We start from the raw sequence: 16,991 nt of genomic DNA on the forward strand, positions 1-16,991 counted from the left end.
AACTTTGACGGGAAGCCCGCCGTTGTTGGGGTTGTTAGTGTGCGGGGTGCAGCGCGTCCTTGAGGTACACGCATGTCAGGATGGTAAAGACATAGGCCTGGATAAAGGCCACCAGCACTTCGAGACCGTACATCGCGGTAATCGCGAGCACCGACACCGGAGAGATCACTGCGATGGCAGCAAAACCGGCGAAAACCTTGATAACCGCGTGGCCCGCCATGACGTTGCCCGCCAGACGAATGGAGTGGCTAACCGGGCGCACGAAGTAGCTGATCAATTCGATGATCGCCAGCACCGGGCGCAGGGCCAGAGGGGCCGAGGACACCCAGAAGAGGCTCAGGAACGCCGCGCCGTTTTTGACGAAGCCCACGACGGTCACGGTGATGAACACGGCCAGCGCCAGCACCACGGTCACCGAGAAATGCGCGGTTGGGGTAAAGGCTGTTGGGATCAGGCCAAGGAAGTTCGCCATAACGATGAACATGAACAGGGTCATGATATAGGGGAAGAACTTCAGCCCTTCTTTGCCGCAGATGTCTTCGACCATCTTGTGGATGAAGCCATAGGCCAGCTCAGCGACCGATTGCATCCGGCCCGGCACGACAGAGCGGCGCGCGCTGCCCAGAACGAGCATCACGAAAGTGGCCAGAACCGCCAGCGCCATCCAGAAGGTCGCGTTGGTGATGGTGTACCAAGCAACGGAAGCGCCATCGCCAAAGAGTGGCGATACGATGAACTGGTCCATCGGATGGAATTCCAGACCGCCTGTTTCAGCGCCGTTTGTCTCTGTTGCCATTTCAGGCTCCCTCGTCCTTGCCCGAATGGGGCGTATCCTGTTCGGCCGGTTCGGCCTGTTGTTTGTCCTGGATTTCCTCAGCGGTGCGGAGCATCGTCTTCACCCCCGCCGCAAGGCCCAGCATTACAAATAGCACCATGAAAATGGGCAGCGTGCCAAACAGCACATCAAGCCCGTATCCGATGCCGAAACCGATCCCAAGACCGGCCACAAGTTCGATCACCATCCGCCATGCCATATTGGCCTGAGAATAATGCTCATCCGCTCGGGGCTTGGGTGCGCCGCGTTGTTTCGCAGCCGCCAGTTTGGCCTCAAGCTGCTCCATCTGCTGCCGTTGGTCCGGGCTGGTCACACCAAAATCCCCTTAGGAATATCTGTTGCGGTGCTACTGTCAGGGCGGGTTAGAGTCAACAACCTTGGGCGTCTCAGGTTTTGGCGTCTTTACAGTAGGTTAGGCGGCGCGAGACGTCGGCCCCCTTGAAACAGCGCAGGCAAATCCCAGTGAAACCGCGCCGGATGCTTATTCAACCTAGTGGTTAAGTTAGTAGCAATGGCCGCTTTCCCACCCCCGCGCCCCACGCTATGCAGGCGCATGAACCAAGACCTAGATCAGGTGTTTGCCGCCCTTGCGGACCCCACCCGCCGCGCCATCCTCGCGATGCTGCTGGAGGATGATATGGCCGTGACCGACGTGGCCGAGCCGTTCGAGATGTCGCTGGCCGCGATCTCAAAACATTTGGGTGTTCTGACAGCGGCAGGGCTGATCAGTCAGGAAAAGCGGGGGCGTGTGAAGTGGTGCAAACTGGAGCCGGATGCCTTGCGGAATGCGTCGGTCTGGATGCAGGGGTTCGGGCAGTTTGAACCGGTGAACCTTGATGCCTTCGAGCGATTTTTGGAAATCGAACTGCCTGAGACTGCGGAAGGCGTGACGCGCTCAGGGTCTGAGTAGAGAGAGAGTGATCCCCCCTTGCCACGAGGTAAATAAGACAAGGGGAGGATCAATCGACGGTCAGATGACGCCGAATGCAAAACGCAAAATAGCCAATACCACTACGATCAACCCGATCAGGTAAATAATACTACGCATGGTTGTGTCCTTCACTTTGATTTCACGCCCCAACGCGGGACCACGCGATCCGGTTCCATCAAATCTGCATCTTTTTGAATTTTTGTGATTTTTCCGGGCTGTCGTCGCGCAGCAGCAGGTAAAGCGCCAGAATGGTCAGCAGGACACCACCCCAAATCAGCCCGCCCGGCAAGGCATTGCCAAAGCCCAGCTCCCACAGGATCACCCAGCTTGGCGTGAGATAGGTATAGGCCATCACTTTCGCCGAGGGCAGCCGCAGCGCCGCGAACTGCAGCAGAACCACCGTGGCCGCCGTGGCAAAGACCGCAACGTATAGGATGGTGATCCAGACCAAGGGCCGAAGCCCACCCCAGTCCGTCGCGCGGATATCCTGCCAGCCGTACAACCCCAACAGCACCGTTCCCGCCAGCAAGGTGCCAAAGGTGAACATCACCGCGCTCTCGCCTCGGTTCAGCCGCCGCACCATGGGCGTATAAAGTGCGTGACTGATGCAGCCGATGAAATAGATCGCCTCCCCCCGGCCGATGTCGAACGCCAACAGCGCCGCGAGGTCGCCGCGAAAGATCACCCACAGTGCCCCGGCCCCGCCGATCGCCAATGCCAGCGCCATGCGCGGCGTCATGATCTGCCGCATCAAAACCCAAGCAAAGCCCGCCGCCATGAGCGGGACAAGGGTAAAGACCGCCGCCGCGGCAACCGGTGGCGCGGTCTTCAGCCCTTCGAACATCAACACGAAATAGAGCGTAAAGAGCCCCGCCAACACGAAATAGCGCCAAGGTGCTGCAAAGCCTGCCCGCTTGATATCGCCCCGTCCCCAGGCCAAGACTCCAACCAACACCGTTGCCAAGGCGAACCGAACGGCATTGAGAGCCGTGGGCGTGATCTCATTCGCCACCTGCGCCCCGAGCGAGAATGACCCCGCCACCAGCGCCGAGAAGCAGAGCATGGCCAGATGCCCCTGCGCCGAAGCGCTTATTCGGGACATGTGACCGCATCCTCGGCATGTTCCTTCAGGAACCGCAGCACCGCCTGCACCTTGCTGGTGCGGTGTAGGTCGACATGGGTGACCAACCACAAGGCACTGCCCCAATCGGGACGGGGGGCGTGAATCTCGACCAGCTGTGGATCATTGCGCCCCATGGCGGCGGGCAACCCACCGATCCCTGCCCCGGCCCGCAAGGCTGCCTCCATCGCCGTTCCGCTGGTGCTGCGCCACGTCACGCTTTCCTCTGGCACCGTGGCCCAGAGCCACTTGTGATAGGGCGCGCGGCTGTCGCGGTTATCGGCAGCGATGAAGCGGTGCTTGTGGTAGTCCTCCGGCCCCTGCGGAATGCCGAATTGCGCCACGTAATCCCGGCTCGCATAGGCCCCGACTGCCAGTTGTGCATAGGGCTGCACCACATTGTCGGGCTGATCCGGTGCGGCCCCGGCGCGGATGGCCACATGCGCCTCGCCATACTCAAGACGGAACAGTCGATCCCCGATCAGATAGCGCACGACCAATTCGGGGTTCTGGCGCTGAAACTCTGTCAGCAAGGGGGCAAGCTGCGGAGCCAGAAAATCGAGCGAGGTGATGACCAACTCGCCCGAAACATCGCTGCCACGCCCCTTGATCCGCCCGGCCAATTGACTGAACTGATCATCCGTGGCCCGCGCCACCCGCAGCAGATCCTCGCCCGCCTCGGTCGCCGTATAACCGCGCGCGTGACGCTGGAACAACTTCACGCCAAGCCGCCCTTCAAGCGCGTCGATGTGGCGGATAACGGTGGCATGATGCACGCCCAACACCTCTGCCGCGCCGCTGACGGTGCCAAACTGCGCGACCTGATAGGCCGTCCTGATCTCATCCCAATTGTCCATGGTTCACCCTGCCTTCCTGACTTGTGCATTTACGAACATGGTCACACTCATTCTGGCAGTTGCGTTCACGAGCACAATGCCCAATTGGATGTCATCAGATTGACCCTTGGAACAAGGAGCCGCCAAATGGCCACCCTGCGTATCGAAACATCCGTGAACCGCGAGAACTCTGTCACCCGTAAGTTGACAGACCGCATCATCTCAACCCTTGGTGACAGCGATGTGGTTACCCGCGACATCGCCATTGAGCCCCTGCCGCTGATCGATTCCACATGGGCCAGCGCCCGCGTGAAACCCGCCGACGAACGCAGCACCTTGGATCAAGAAGCCCTCGCCCTGTCAGACGAACTGGTCGCCGAGGTCCAAGCCGCCGACACAATCGTCATCAGCGCGCCGATCTACAACTTCACCATTCCCGCGTCGCTGAAAGCGTGGATTGACCTGATCGCCCGCGTCGGGGTGACCTTTAACTACACGGCAGAAGGCCCCGTCGGCCTGCTGAAAGACAAGCGCGTGATCGTCGCCTTCGCCTCAGGCGGCACCGGCATCGATTCCGCCGCCGACTTCGCCAGTGGCTACCTGCGCTTCGTGCTGGGCTTCTTGGGCATCACCGATGTGACCTTTGTCGCGGCGGACCAATTGGCCATGGACGCCGAAGGCACCATCGCCCGCGCCAACGCCCAGATCGACGCGCTGCGCGACGCGGCCTAAGCAGCCTCGCGCCCAGAAACAGCCGCGTCCCGTCACCGGGGCGCGGCTTTTGCTTGGGCTAGCTTTTGCCGCCCGCCCTGCCCGGCTTGACTCGCGCCGCGCCAGCGCGTAAACGCCCCTCAATCTCCGGAAGCATTGCCTTCCGGTCCCGGCATGGCGTCGGGATCGCCCCCAGTCAGCGCGTTGCGCCCACTGGGGCATTTGTGCATTTTCGCGCGCGTCCTTAAGTAGGGGCAAGTGCAACCGACCCGAAAGGCCCTGTGCCCATGTTTGAAAATCTCAGCGAACGGCTCTCTGGTGTCTTTGACCGCCTGACCAAACAAGGCGCGCTCAGCGACGAAGATGTCAAAACCGCCCTGCGCGAAGTGCGCGTCGCCCTGCTGGAGGCCGACGTTTCGTTGCCCGTGGCGCGTGAATTCGTCAAAACGGTGCAGGACAAGGCCACCGGCCAAGCGGTGACCAAATCGGTCACGCCGGGCCAGCAGGTCGTAAAAATTGTCCATGACGCGCTGATCGATGTGCTGAAAGGCGAAGGCGAGCCCGGCGCGCTGAAGATCGACAGCCCGCCCGCCCCGATCCTGATGGTCGGCCTACAGGGCGGCGGTAAGACGACCACCACCGCGAAACTGGCCAAGCGTTTGAAAGAGCGTGACGGCAAGCGCGTGTTGATGGCCTCGCTCGACGTGAACCGACCTGCGGCGATGGAGCAGCTTGCCATCCTCGGCACGCAGATCGGCGTCGACACGCTGCCGATCGTCAAAGGCGAAAGCCCCGTCCAGATCGCCAAACGCGCCAAGACGCAGGCGGGTTTGGGCGGCTATGACGTCTATATGCTCGACACCGCGGGCCGCCTGTCCATCGACGAAGAGTTGATGCAACAGGTCAAAGCCGTACGTGACGTGGCCAATCCACGTGAAACATTGCTGGTGGTCGACGGCCTGACCGGCCAAGACGCCGTGCATACCGCCGAGAACTTTGACGAGCGTATCGGCATCACCGGTGTCGTGCTGACCCGGATGGACGGCGATGGCCGTGGCGGTGCGGCGCTCTCGATGCGTGCTGTCACCGGCAAGCCGATCAAATTCGTCGGTCTGGGCGAAAAGATGGACGCGCTCGAAACCTTCGAGCCTGAGCGCATCGCGGGCCGCATCCTCGGCATGGGCGACATCGTCGCGCTGGTCGAGAAGGCCCAAGAAACCATTGAGGCCGAACAGGCCGAGAAGATGATGAAGCGCATGGCCAAGGGTCAGTTCAATATGAACGACCTGAAGATGCAGCTTGAGCAGATGATCAAGATGGGCGGCATGCAGGGCATGATGGGCATGATGCCCGGCATGGGGAAAATGGCGAAACAGGTCGAAGACGCCGGTTTCGACGACAAGATCCTCAAGCAGCAGATCGCTCTGATCCAGTCCATGACCAAAAAAGAGCGCGCCAACCCTGCCCTGCTACAAGCCAGCCGCAAGAAGCGCATCGCACGCGGTGCCGGCATGGAGGTTTCCGACCTCAACAAGCTGATGAAAATGCACCGCCAGATGTCCGACATGATGAAGAAGATGGGCAAAATGGGCAAAGGCGGCATGCTCAAGCAGGCCATGAAAGGCATGATGGGCAAAGGCGGTATGCCCGGCGGCATGGACCCGTCCCAGATGGACCCAAAGGCGCTCGAAGCGGCGGCCAAGCAGATGGGCGGCAAGCTGCCCGGCGGTCTGGGCGGCATGGGCGGCGGCGGCATGGGCCTGCCCGGCGGCCTCAGCGGCTTCGGGAAGAAGAAATGACCGCGACCGATATGGATACCGCCACCCGCGCCGCCGAGCTGTTGAAAGAGCATCGCGCAAGCATCGACCGGCTCGACGCGATCCTCGTCTATACGCTGGGTGAGCGATTCAAACACACGCAGGCCGTGGGGAAACTCAAGGCCACGCACGACCTTCCCCCGTCCGATCCGGCCCGCGAAGCGGCCCAGATCGAGCGGCTCGAAGATTTGGCGGAAGCGGCGGACCTAGACCCCGCTTTCGCCAAGAAGTTCTTGAACTTCATCATCGCCGAAGTCATTCGGCACCACAAAACCCACCAAGAATAGGACGGCCTCCCGTCCCCCCAACCAACCTAAAGGATTACTCACCATGGCTATGAAAATTCGTCTCGCCCGCGGCGGCTCCAAAAAGCGCCCCTTCTACCGTATCGTTGCAGCCGATAGCCGCATGCCGCGCGATGGCCGCTTCATCGAGAAGCTGGGCACATACAACCCGCTGCTGCCCAAAGACAGCGAAGACCGCGTGAAAATGGACGTCGAAAAGATCGAAGCATGGATCGCCAAAGGCGCCCAGCCGACCGAGCGCGTTGTCCGTATGCTGGAAGCCGCTGGCGTTCGCGAAAAGACCGAGCGTAACAACCCCAAGAAGGGCACACCGGGCAAGAAAGCCCAAGAGCGCGTGCAGGAAAAGGCCGACAAGGCCGCTGCCGCTGCCGAAGCTGCCAACGCACCTGCCGAAGAAGCTTCCGCAGAATAAGCCGCGAGCGCCCGGCATGGATGAATTCTCTGAAGACTTCCGTGCTGGGCTGCACGATTTGATGCGATGGCGGCGCGATGTGCGCCGCTTTCGCACAGACCCGCTGGACGAGGCGCTGGTGCAAACCTGCCTCGACAGCTTTGCCCTCGCCCCTTCTGTGGGCCTGTCGGAACCGTGGCGGATCATCCGCGTGCAGTCCGACACCGCGCGCCAAGCCGCGCTTGAGAATTTCGAAACAGCCAATGCCCGCGCCCTTGCCGGATACGACGGTGACAAGGCCGCGCTCTATGCCGGGCTCAAGCTTTCGGGCATGAGCGATGCGCCGGAGCAGTTCGCGATTTACTGCGATGACAGCACCGAAAAGGGCAGCGGTCTGGGTGCCGGGACGATGCCCGAGATGCGCCGTTATTCCGTGGTCGGCGCGATCAGCCTGATGTGGCTCACCGCCCGTGCGCACGGCCTTGGATTGGGCTGGGTCTCGGTGCTTGACCCGGCGCGGTTGAACCGTGATCTTGATGTTCCAAAAGACTGGTCGCTGGTGGCCTATCTTTGCATGGGCTGGCCGCAGGACAACAGCCAGACGCCGGAACTGGAAACCAAGGGCTGGGAGACCCGCGCCCCAAGCCTGAAGATCGAGGCCCGTTGATGACAAAACTACTGTTCCTTCTGGCCGTGCTGGTGCTCGGCTTTGTCCTTGGCATCCGCTATGATCGGCAGTTAATGCAAGACGAGTGCAAAACCGGTGCCGGGGAATGGACCGGGACGATCTGTGTGAATTCGGAGTTGTTGCAATGAGTGACCAAGACCTGATCTGCGTCGGTGCCATCGCCGGGGCCTATGGCGTGCGCGGCGAGGTCCGCGTGAAAAGCTATTGCGCGGCACCAGAGGATATCGAGACCTACCGCCCGCTTTACACCGAAGACGGCAGCCGCACCTTCAATCTTGCTCTGTTGCATCAGGTCAAAAACGGTTTCGCCGCCCGCATCGCCGAAATCACCACGAAAGAAGAGGCTGATGAGATGCGCGGCCTATCGCTGTTCGCGGCGCGGGATCAACTGCCGAGCCTGCCGGATGACGAGTTTTATCACGCCGATCTGATCGGGCTTGAGGTCTATGATACTGGTGGCACGCTGCTGGGGCGGGTGAAGACCGTGCAGAACCACGGGGCCGATGATCTGCTGGAGCTGCAACTGGCGGGCACCTCTGCCACGACATTCCTGCCCTTCACCAAGGCCGCTGTGCCGACTGTCGATCTGGCCTCTGGCCGTATCGTCGCGGACCCACCGCTCGGCGTGCTGCCGGATGCAGCGGATAGTTGATCGCAGGCGTCGTTAATGCCGCGCCGGATCATCCTGCATCCCGGCTTTCACAAGACCGGCACCAGCAGCGTCCAAGCCACGCTGCGCGCCAACCGGGCGATACTGAAACCCCATGCCGCGCTGCGTCTCCGCTGGCATATGAAAGACCTGCTCCATGCCACGCGGGGCTATTCCACTTGGCGCGATCCAATCACGCTTTTGAAAGTCGAACACCGTTTCGAGTCCTTGCTGGAAGCGTTACCCCCGATGCCGCGCCGGACGCTGGTGATCTCGGCTGAGGAATTAGCAGGGCACATGCCGGGCCGCGGCGATTTGGCCGATTACAGTGCGGCCCCTACGTTGATTTTTGCGATGTGGCAGATCGCGCAGCGCCGTTTTCCAAAGGCCGAGTTTTCAGTCCATCTTTCTACCCGCGCGCCGGAAAGCTGGCTGCGCTCCGCCTATTGGGAGCACGTCAATTCATCGTCGATGACACTGGACCTTGAGACTTTTACCGCCCGCTACGCCCCTGCCGCGCAGCTAGATACCATGGTGTCCGACATAGCCGCCCGCCTGCCCTGCCCTGTGCAGCATGTCTCACTGGAAAGCTGCCACGGCCTGCCGCTCGGCCCGGCGACACCGTTGCTTGAACTTTGCGCACTACCGGCGAATGTCGTATCGAAGCTGGTGCAGCCGCCGCTTGTCAATGTTCGCCCTCCCGCCGAAGTGCTGCAAGCTTTGCTTGACGCCAACCGCCAACACGCCGATGACCCGCAGGCGCGCCGACGCGCTAAGACCGCTATCCTCGAACAGGCAGACATTGCATGAAACCCTCCCGCTCCCACGGTCGCCAAAGCGTGCGCCCCAGCCTAAAACCCCGCAGCTTGATGCAGGACACGCCGGACTATGCAGATGTTTGGCAGGCGCGGATCGTCACGCTGTTCCCCGATCTCTTCCCCGGCGTGCTGGGCGCGAGCCTGACGGGCAAGGCGCTGCAAGACGGGCGCTGGCAAATGCACACCCATGATCTGCGTGAATTCGGGATCGGCAAGCATCGCAACGTAGATGACACCCCAGCAGGTGGCGGTGCCGGGATGGTGATGCGGGCCGATGTGGTTGGACCTGCACTGGCCGAGGCACAGAGCCACGCCCATGGCCGCTGGCCGATCCTTTACATGTCCCCGCGTGGGCGGCGGTTTGACCAAGCGATGGCACGCGATCTGGCGGAGTGCGCGGGCGTAACCATGCTTTGCGGACGGTTTGAGGGCGTTGACGAGCGGGTGATTGACCATTTTGGCATTACCGAAGTGAGCTTAGGCGATTTCGTGATGACCGGCGGTGAATTGGCCGCGCAGGCGATGCTCGATGCTACGGTGCGTCTGTTGCCGGGCGTGCTGGGCAACGCCGAAAGCATCGAAGAAGAAAGTCATGCGAGCGGGCTGCTAGAGCACCCGCAATACACCCGCCCCGCCGACTGGGAGGGCCGTGCAATTCCCCCGGTATTGATGTCGGGCAACCATGGCGAGATCGCAAAATGGCGGCAGGCACAGGCCGAAGACCTAACCCAGAAACGCCGACCCGACATGTGGGAAGCCCATAAGAACAAGAGCTAAGGGCATCCGGAACTGAGATTTGATACGCGACGTTGATCCTTCACATCATGGGAGAAAACATATGCTAGAACTCATTCTCATACTTCTAATCGTCGCCGCCGTTGCGGCACTGCTCGGCTTTGGTCGCGTCTCGGGCGCGGCACTGACCGGGGCCAAGGTGCTGATCGGTATCGTGCTGGTGCTGTTCCTGCTCGTTGTCTTAGGCGTGATCGCGCTGGCCTAGACTAAGGCGGGATCAGGTGGGGCAACTGCCCTCTTGATCCCGAACGCATCGCGGCCTATACCCCGCGCATCCGGAATCGCTTTGGCGGCTCCGGTGCTTTGCGTTTTGGCGCAAGCGAATAAAGCAATGACGACGATACCTCCGGCGGGGGCCCTGCGGTCAGAGTTGACTTCGGCGCTGCCCGATAGAACCCGAAGCTCTGGGTCGCGACATAATTTCGTGGAATACCGCGAACATCATAGGAGATAGGTCAGATGAACCTGATCGCAGAGATCGAGGCGGAACAAGTCGCCGAACTGGGGAAAGAGATCCCCGACTTCCGTGCCGGTGATACAATTCGTGTTGGCTTTAAAGTCACCGAAGGCACCCGTACCCGTGTGCAGAACTACGAAGGCGTCTGCATTTCGCGCAAAAACGGCCACGGCATTGCCGGGTCTTTCACTGTGCGCAAAATTTCCTTTGGCGAAGGCGTGGAACGTGTGTTCCCGCTGCATTCGACCAACATCGACAGCATCACCGTTGTGCGCCGTGGCCGCGTTCGTCGCGCCAAGCTGTACTACCTGCGCAGCCGTCGCGGTAAATCCGCACGTATTGTCGAAAACGCCCACTACAAGCCGCTCTCGGGCGCGAAAGCTTAAAGGACAGGTCGATGAAAGCCGATACACATCCCGAATACCACATCATCAACGTCAAAATGACCGACGGCACTGTTGTGGAAATGAAATCGACATGGGGCAAAGAAGGCGACCAGCTGTCGCTTGACATCGACCCTTCCGTGCACCCCGCGTGGACAGGCGGCACCGGCCGTATCATGGACACCGGCGGCCGCGTGTCGAAGTTCAAGAACAAATACGCCGGTCTGGGCTTCTAAGCCTTTTCCCTCGTTGCGAAAACAAAGGCGCGGCCCCTGCGGGTCGCGCCTTTTGCGTTTTAAAGACCTTGTCGGAATGGGGGCGAGACCGGGCATTTGGGGCTGAGGCTGTGCACGGTATTTGTGAAAGGATGAATGGAGGGGCGCAGCGCGCGGAATAAGGCAGGCGCGTGTTTGGCAGCGTGGGTTACAGGCGGCGTTCTTGCAAGACGGCCTGAGCACCAAAACCGTGAAGATGGGACAGCACCGCGCCGTAAGCGATCAGCAGATAGGCCAAAAGCTCAGTCCCTTCTTGGACAGTGGTTTTGACCTGTGGATCATAGGCCGCCCCCATGACCGCTTCCCACAGGGCGCCGGTTCCGAAAGTGCGCGAGAAGAACAGCAACAGCACCACGCCAATATAGACAAAGGTGGCAGAGCGGGTTTGCAGGTGGTGCAGCATTGGCAGAAGCGTGGTGCCACGGTTGCGCCAAGCCACAAAGGCACCGACCGCTAGTGTCACAAGTGCGGGATAGAGCCAGAAACCGTGCCGGATGCGATCCAGCGCCGCGTCATATTCACGTAGAAACATGCAGGCAAAGAGGGTTGCTGCCAATGCAAGATACCCACGCATGGCGATGTTCTGATAGGCCCCCATCACAAAGACACCCGCGGCGATGGCCAATAGAGTGTTGTGCAGATGCTCGGTTAGCGAGTCCTCAGTGACACCTTCGCCCCAAACCGCTGTATCAAGGTAGACAGTGATCGGCACTAGCGCCACCAATACGCAGACCAGCACCAGTTCAGCAAATACCGCGCCCAGCGAGGGCGCTACGCCGCGTGCGTTGGCAGCTTTGGGGGCACTTGGTTTGCCGGGAGTGTGTTCTGCCATGGGGTGCCTCGCCTTAACGCTTGCTTGGGACCGCCCCCTGAGGGGCAGCGAAGAGCGGTGGTACACCGCCTGTCTTACCTTGAAAATAGCGTAAATCTACGTGATGTCCAAAAGCGGCAGTGCGGCCACGGTCGGGCCGAACTCGCGGCCTCACCACTTTCCAAAGCTGTGAACCCTACATATAGTGCGGTTCAACAATATCCTGCATGAACAGCAGGCGCGAAGGGACAGCAGTATGGCGCATATCATCGTCGTCGGTAACGAAAAGGGCGGCGCGGGCAAATCGACCGTTTCCATGCATGTGGCAACGGCGCTGGCGCGACTTGGGCATAAGGTCAGCGGGTTGGACCTTGACCTCCGGCAACGGACCTTTGGCCGCTATATTGAGAACCGCCGCGATTTTATGCGCGAGTCTGGTCTGACTCTGGCAAGCCCTACTTTGTGTGAGCTACCGGATGTAGAGGCCAGCACCCTACGCCCCGGTGAGAACATGTATGATCACCGTCTGAGCGCCGCCGTGGCAGAGCTTGAGCCGGACAATGATTTCATCCTGATCGACTGCCCCGGTTCGCACACGCGCCTGAGCCAAGTCGCTCATTCGCTGGCCGACACGCTGATCACCCCGCTAAACGACAGTTTCATCGATTTTGACCTTTTGGCTCATATCGACGCCAATGGGGAAAAGATCACAGGGCCGTCCGTCTATTCCGAAATGGTTTGGAATGCGCGGCAGTTGCGTGCGCAGGCGGGGCTTACCGCTATTGACTGGGTCGTAGTGCGCAACCGTTTGGGTGCGCAGCGCATGGTCAACAAGGAAAAGATGGAGCGCGCGATTGGCAACCTCAGCAAGCGGATCGGGTTCCGCACCGCGCCTGGGTTCAATGAGCGTGTGATCTTCCGCGAGTTGTTCCCGCGCGGGCTGACCCTGCTGGACCTCAAAGACATCGGGGTGAAGCAGTTGAACATCTCAAACATCGCCGCGCGGCAAGAACTGCGCGATCTGATCAAAGCGCTGGATCTGCCGGGCGTCACCGCCGATTTTTAGGGTTAGTGGTGAGGTAGCGGCGGCACCACGCGGCGGCGGCGAGCGAGGGCGACGAGGTTCGATAAAAACAGAGCGCCCACCACAATCACCCCGCCGATCAATGCATAGATGCCCGGGTCTTCGCCCAGCACGGCCCAGACGAGCAGCGGTGCAAGCACGGATTCCAAAAGCACCAGCAGGCCCACTTCGGCGCTTGAAATATAACGCGGTCCAAGCGCGATAAGCCCAGCACTGGCCGCCATGAAGACAGCATAGAGCAGCATTTGTGGCAGTTCCTCTACCGGCATCTGCAAAGGTTGTGCCACGGGAAACAACACCAGCCCGGCCAGCAGATACGCCAGCGCAACCGCCGGCACCATCGACACCGCCCGCGCGTGCCGCGCCGCTGTCAACGCGCCCGCGAAGATGGCCGAGATCGCCAATGCCAAGAGATCGCCCGCGCGTGAGGCATTTTCGGTCTCGCCCGACCCAAAGGCGATTACCGCCAGCCCAGCGAGCACCGCTGCAATTGTAAAGAACATGCGGCGGGTGATCGTCTCTCCCAGAAAGACCCTGCTGTAAATCGTGGCAAAGACCGGGAGGGAGGCAAGGATAAACACCACATTTGCCACCGAGGTCAGCCGCACCGCCAGCACGAAGCCCACCCCTGCGCAGGCGACACCGCCGACATAGATCGCACTGGCCCATCCGGCGCGCCGCAAAGCGCGAAACGGTGCGGCGCCCTGCGCCAGCAACAGCCCCGTGCCAATCGCTAAGCCCACAAGAATCACCTTCCAAAAAGCCAGCGTCAGCATCGGCGCGTCGATGACCCGCACGAAAAGCGCTTCGGGAACAATGCACATCACCCCGAAAAAGGTGAGCATGAGGCCTTTGGTTTGATCAGTCATGCGCCATCGGTGGCGTTTTCCGCCGCCTAAGTAAAGCCCCCTGGCCCCGCTCCCGACAGCTTGAGCAGCGCCCGCCGCAGCATCTCGGCCTCGGCGGGATCAAGTGCATCCATTAACGCCGCATCATAGCGCCGCGCCACGGCGCGAAGATCCTCATAGGCCGCTTGGCCTTGTCGGGTCAACGACAGATATTCAACCCGGCGGTCATCCTCATTGCGGGTGCGGTCAACAAAGCGGCGCTCATTCAAACGGTGCACGGCGCGGCTGATCTTGGTTTTATGCATCCGTGCACGCTGGCCAATGTCGCTCGCCGTGAGACGCCCATAGAGGCCAAGATGAAACAGCACCCGCCATTCTGTGCGCAGCATGCCGTAGCGATCCTTATAGATCTGCTGAAACTCAAGTGAGGACGCCTCTGCCGCTTGATTCAGAAGATAGGGCAGAAAGTGCTGCAGATTAAATTCGTCAGTTTTCATATCACGCCGCTTGTTAGTTACAAATACAACTATTACAGTTGCAACAGATTCTGCAAGGGGGCACAGATGACCAACCATTCAAAGCCATCGACGATGACAACCGCGGCCACCACCTTGGGCACACATCCGGGCTATATGCCCGGATTTGGCAATGACTTTGAGACAGAGGCCCTGCCCGGCGCCCTGCCGCAGGGCATGAACTCCCCGCAGAAATGCAACTACGGGCTTTACGGCGAGCAGCTTTCCGGCACCGCCTTTACCGCGCCGTCCCATCAGAACGAGCGCACGTGGTGCTACCGCATCCGCCCTTCGGTCAAACATTCATCGCGGTATGAGCGGATCGACCTGCCCTATTGGAAATCTGCCCCGCATCAGCCGCAGGACGTGACCAGCCTTGGCCAATACCGCTGGGATCCGGTGCCGCATTCCGACGCGCCGCTGACGTGGCTTACCGGCATGCGCACCATGACGACGGCGGGGGATGTGAACACGCAGATCGGCATGGCGAGCCATATCTATCTAGTTACCGACAGTATGGTTGATAGCTATTTCTATTCCGCCGACAGCGAATTGCTGATCGTCCCGCAGGAAGGCACGCTGCGCTTTTGTACCGAGTTGGGCGTGATGGACATCGCCCCGCAAGAGATCGCCATCATCCCGCGTGGGCTGGTCTACCGTGTCGAAGTGCTGGATGGTCCGGCGCGGGGCTTTGTTTGTGAGAACTACGGCCAGAAGTTCCACCTGCCTGGCCGCGGGCCGATTGGCGCCAATTGCATGGCGAACCCGCGCGATTTCAAGACTCCCGTGGCCGCCTTTGAAGACCGCGAGACACCTTCGACGGTGACGATCAAATGGTGCGGCCAGTTCCATGAAACCAAGATCGGGCATTCGCCGCTCGACGTGGTGGCGTGGCATGGCAACTACGCCCCGGTGAAATACGACCTTAACACCTATTGCCCCGTGGGCGCGGTGCTGTTCGATCACCCGGATCCGTCGATCTTCACCGTGCTGACAGCCCCTTCGGGCGTGGAGGGCACTGCCAACATCGACTTCGTACTGTTCCGCGACCGTTGGATGGTGGCCGAAGATACCTTCCGCCCGCCGTGGTATCACAAAAACATCATGTCCGAACTGATGGGCAACATTCACGGCCAGTATGACGCCAAGCCCAAGGGGTTCATCCCCGGCGGGATGTCCCTGCACAACATGATGCTGCCGCACGGGCCGGACCGGAATGCGTTCGAAGGGGCGTCAAACGCCGAGCTTGCGCCGCATAAGCTCGACAACACAATGTCCTTCATGTTCGAGACACGCTTCCCGCAGCATCTGACCGAATTCGCCGCCAAAGAAGCGCCCTTGCAGGATGATTACATCGATTGCTGGGAGAGCCTTGAGAAGAAATTCGACGGCACACCGGGCAAGAAGTGACCCGCCTGCCCCCTGAAAGGACCGACATGACCCTGATGACCTCTTGGGTGGAAAGCGCCAACAGCGCCGATACCGATTTCCCCCTTAACAATCTGCCCTATGGCGTTTTCACGACCAACCGGCTGGAAGCGCGCTGCGGCGTGGCGATTGGGGATCAAATCCTCGACATGGCCGCTTTGGAGGAGGAGGGGCTGATCACCCTCGCCGAAGACCCCGTGTTTGACGTGCCATATTGGAACGATGTGATGGACCTTGGCCCGGCGGCATGGGCGTCCTTACGTGCGCGGCTGATTGAACTTCTCAGCGCCGATGCCGCCGATCAGGCCACCGTCGCACCGCATCTGGTGCCGATGGCCGATGCCCGTCTGCACATGCCGATGATGGTCTCAGAATACACGGATTTCTACGCTGGCAAGCATCACGCGACCAATGTTGGCACGATGTTTCGCGGGGCTGAGAATGCCCTGCCGCCGAACTGGCTGCACATTCCAATTGGCTACAATGGCCGCGCCTCTACCGTCGTCGTTTCGGGGACCGAGATCACCCGCCCCAATGGCCAGCTAAAGGCCCCAGACGCCGATGCGCCACATTTCGGCCCCTGCCAACGGTTGGATATCGAGCTTGAGATGGGCGCGATCGTCGGCACTTCGACCGAGATGGGCCAGCCCGTCAGCATCGACGAGGCGGATGAGATGATCTTTGGCTACGTCCTGCTGAACGACTGGTCGGCGCGAGACATTCAGGCGTGGGAATACCAACCCCTTGGCCCGTTCCAGGCCAAGGCCTTCGCCACATCGATCTCACCTTGGATCGTGAGCCGCGACGCCCTTGAGCCGTTCCGGACCTCGACGCCTGAGCGCGAAAAGGACCTCCTGCCCTACCTGCGCGAAAGCAAGCCCGGCCTCTATGACATTGACCTGTCGGTGCTGATCCAGCCCGAGGGGGGCGCAGCCGAGGAAATCGCCCGCACCAACTACAGCGAGATGTATTATTCCGCCGCCCAACAGCTGACGCATCACGCCTCTTCGGGCTGCGCGATGAACGCGGGCGATCTGCTCGGCTCCGGCACCGTCTCCGGCCCCGAAAAATCGCAACGGGGATCGTTGTTGGAAATGTCATGGGGCGGCAAAGAGCCAATCACCCTCGCAGACGGCACCAGCCGCAGCTTTATCGAAGACGGCGACACGCTAACCCTTACCGGTCACGCGCAAGGCGATGGCTTTCGCGTGGGATTCGGCACCTGCACTGGCAAAATTCGCCCGGCAATCGACTTTTCCTGAACACATGAACGCGCCCTGCGGCATCGCAGGCA

General features: G+C 60.7%; 23 protein-coding genes. 16 read left to right on the forward strand and 7 right to left on the reverse strand.

Translation table 11 applies throughout. The annotated features are described in order from the left end of the window. Positions 1–34 precede the first annotated feature (34 nt). Together DSM110093_RS15195 and DSM110093_RS15200 are read right to left on the reverse strand one after the other, a co-directional pair. Positions 35–796, reverse strand: a complete 762-nt coding sequence (locus tag DSM110093_RS15195; protein ID WP_243265861.1) for a F0F1 ATP synthase subunit A — start codon at positions 794–796, stop codon at positions 35–37. A 1-nt stretch (position 797) separates the two neighbouring features. Next, the gene (locus DSM110093_RS15200; RefSeq protein ID WP_243265862.1) at positions 798–1,148 is read right to left on the reverse strand and encodes an AtpZ/AtpI family protein; all 351 of its coding nucleotides are present in this window, start codon (positions 1,146–1,148) and stop codon (positions 798–800) included. Between the two features lie 240 nt (positions 1,149–1,388). On the opposite strand from DSM110093_RS15200, the gene DSM110093_RS15205 reads away from it, so the two are divergent. After that, complete coding sequence (locus tag DSM110093_RS15205) at positions 1,389–1,745, forward strand: metalloregulator ArsR/SmtB family transcription factor (RefSeq protein ID WP_243265863.1); 357 nt, start codon at positions 1,389–1,391, stop codon at positions 1,743–1,745. A gap of 196 nt (positions 1,746–1,941) precedes the next feature. Here the strand turns inward: DSM110093_RS15205 and DSM110093_RS15210 are convergent, their stop codons facing one another. Continuing rightward, on the reverse strand, positions 1,942–2,868 hold the full coding sequence (locus DSM110093_RS15210; protein ID WP_243265864.1) for a DMT family transporter: 927 nt from the start codon (positions 2,866–2,868) through the stop codon (positions 1,942–1,944). Continuing rightward, complete coding sequence (locus DSM110093_RS15215; RefSeq protein WP_243265865.1) at positions 2,856–3,743, reverse strand: LysR family transcriptional regulator; 888 nt, start codon at positions 3,741–3,743, stop codon at positions 2,856–2,858. Before DSM110093_RS15215 ends, DSM110093_RS15210 begins: the two co-directional genes overlap by 13 nt. A 126-nt stretch (positions 3,744–3,869) precedes the next feature. Between DSM110093_RS15215 and DSM110093_RS15220 the strand changes: the two genes are divergently transcribed. The 12 genes from DSM110093_RS15220 (at position 3,870) to rpmE (ending at position 10,972) form a co-directional block, all read left to right on the forward strand. Next, on the forward strand, positions 3,870–4,454 hold the full coding sequence (locus tag DSM110093_RS15220; protein WP_243265866.1) for an NAD(P)H-dependent oxidoreductase: 585 nt from the start codon (positions 3,870–3,872) through the stop codon (positions 4,452–4,454). Between the two features lie 266 nt (positions 4,455–4,720). Beyond that, on the forward strand, positions 4,721–6,232 hold the full coding sequence (gene ffh / locus DSM110093_RS15225; protein WP_243265867.1) for a signal recognition particle protein: 1,512 nt from the start codon (positions 4,721–4,723) through the stop codon (positions 6,230–6,232). Next, on the forward strand, positions 6,229–6,537 hold the full coding sequence (locus DSM110093_RS15230) for a chorismate mutase (RefSeq protein WP_243265868.1): 309 nt from the start codon (positions 6,229–6,231) through the stop codon (positions 6,535–6,537). Before ffh ends, DSM110093_RS15230 begins: the two co-directional genes overlap by 4 nt. 43 nt (positions 6,538–6,580) lie before the next feature. Next, a complete protein-coding gene (gene rpsP / locus DSM110093_RS15235) occupies positions 6,581–6,967 on the forward strand; it encodes a 30S ribosomal protein S16 (protein ID WP_093927307.1) in 387 nt (128 codons plus the stop codon). Between the two features lie 16 nt (positions 6,968–6,983). After that, entirely contained in the window at positions 6,984–7,613 is a 630-nt protein-coding gene (gene bluB, locus DSM110093_RS15240; protein WP_243265869.1) for a 5,6-dimethylbenzimidazole synthase, read from the forward strand. Next, a complete protein-coding gene (locus DSM110093_RS15245; RefSeq protein WP_243265870.1) occupies positions 7,613–7,762 on the forward strand; it encodes a hypothetical protein in 150 nt (49 codons plus the stop codon). The genes bluB and DSM110093_RS15245 overlap by 1 nt, the downstream gene beginning before the upstream one ends. Beyond that, on the forward strand, positions 7,759–8,286 hold the full coding sequence (gene rimM / locus DSM110093_RS15250; protein ID WP_243265871.1) for a ribosome maturation factor RimM: 528 nt from the start codon (positions 7,759–7,761) through the stop codon (positions 8,284–8,286). The genes DSM110093_RS15245 and rimM overlap by 4 nt, the downstream gene beginning before the upstream one ends. Positions 8,287–8,301: 15 nt before the next feature. Next, a complete protein-coding gene (locus tag DSM110093_RS15255; RefSeq protein WP_243265872.1) occupies positions 8,302–9,093 on the forward strand; it encodes a hypothetical protein in 792 nt (263 codons plus the stop codon). Continuing rightward, entirely contained in the window at positions 9,090–9,878 is a 789-nt protein-coding gene (trmD, locus tag DSM110093_RS15260) for a tRNA (guanosine(37)-N1)-methyltransferase TrmD (protein ID WP_243265873.1), read from the forward strand. The genes DSM110093_RS15255 and trmD overlap by 4 nt, the downstream gene beginning before the upstream one ends. A 61-nt stretch (positions 9,879–9,939) precedes the next feature. Beyond that, positions 9,940–10,101, forward strand: coding sequence for a DUF1328 family protein (locus DSM110093_RS15265; protein ID WP_243265874.1), 162 nt, complete (start codon positions 9,940–9,942; stop codon positions 10,099–10,101). 254 nt (positions 10,102–10,355) lie between these two features. Further along, on the forward strand, positions 10,356–10,739 hold the full coding sequence (gene rplS / locus DSM110093_RS15270) for a 50S ribosomal protein L19 (RefSeq protein WP_243261571.1): 384 nt from the start codon (positions 10,356–10,358) through the stop codon (positions 10,737–10,739). An 11-nt stretch (positions 10,740–10,750) separates the two neighbouring features. Continuing rightward, positions 10,751–10,972 carry a 50S ribosomal protein L31 gene (gene rpmE, locus DSM110093_RS15275; RefSeq protein WP_093738122.1) on the forward strand — a complete coding sequence of 74 codons (222 nt, stop codon included), beginning with the start codon at positions 10,751–10,753 and terminating at the stop codon, positions 10,970–10,972. A gap of 187 nt (positions 10,973–11,159) precedes the next feature. On the opposite strand, the gene DSM110093_RS15280 is transcribed toward rpmE, so the two are convergent. Continuing rightward, a complete protein-coding gene (locus DSM110093_RS15280; protein WP_243265875.1) occupies positions 11,160–11,843 on the reverse strand; it encodes a hypothetical protein in 684 nt (227 codons plus the stop codon). Positions 11,844–12,078: 235 nt separating this feature from the next. Here DSM110093_RS15280 and DSM110093_RS15285 point away from each other — a divergent pair, with 235 nt between their 5' ends. Then, positions 12,079–12,888, forward strand: a complete 810-nt coding sequence (locus DSM110093_RS15285) for a division plane positioning ATPase MipZ (RefSeq protein WP_243261573.1) — start codon at positions 12,079–12,081, stop codon at positions 12,886–12,888. Between the two features lie 2 nt (positions 12,889–12,890). On the opposite strand, the gene DSM110093_RS15290 is transcribed toward DSM110093_RS15285, so the two are convergent. Both DSM110093_RS15290 and DSM110093_RS15295 read right to left on the reverse strand, forming a co-directional pair. After that, positions 12,891–13,775, reverse strand: coding sequence for a DMT family transporter (locus DSM110093_RS15290; protein WP_243265876.1), 885 nt, complete (start codon positions 13,773–13,775; stop codon positions 12,891–12,893). Positions 13,776–13,801: 26 nt separating this feature from the next. Further along, on the reverse strand, positions 13,802–14,251 hold the full coding sequence (locus DSM110093_RS15295) for a MarR family transcriptional regulator (RefSeq protein ID WP_243265877.1): 450 nt from the start codon (positions 14,249–14,251) through the stop codon (positions 13,802–13,804). A 93-nt stretch (positions 14,252–14,344) separates the two neighbouring features. Between DSM110093_RS15295 and hmgA the strand changes: the two genes are divergently transcribed. Further along, entirely contained in the window at positions 14,345–15,679 is a 1,335-nt protein-coding gene (gene hmgA / locus DSM110093_RS15300) for a homogentisate 1,2-dioxygenase (RefSeq protein WP_243267733.1), read from the forward strand. Positions 15,680–15,705: 26 nt separating this feature from the next. Further along, positions 15,706–16,959, forward strand: a complete 1,254-nt coding sequence (gene fahA / locus DSM110093_RS15305) for a fumarylacetoacetase (RefSeq protein WP_243265878.1) — start codon at positions 15,706–15,708, stop codon at positions 16,957–16,959. Positions 16,960–16,991 lie beyond the last annotated feature (32 nt).

The organism is Sulfitobacter sp. DSM 110093 (assembly GCF_022788715.1).
Taxonomy (GTDB): Bacteria; Pseudomonadota; Alphaproteobacteria; order Rhodobacterales; family Rhodobacteraceae; genus Sulfitobacter.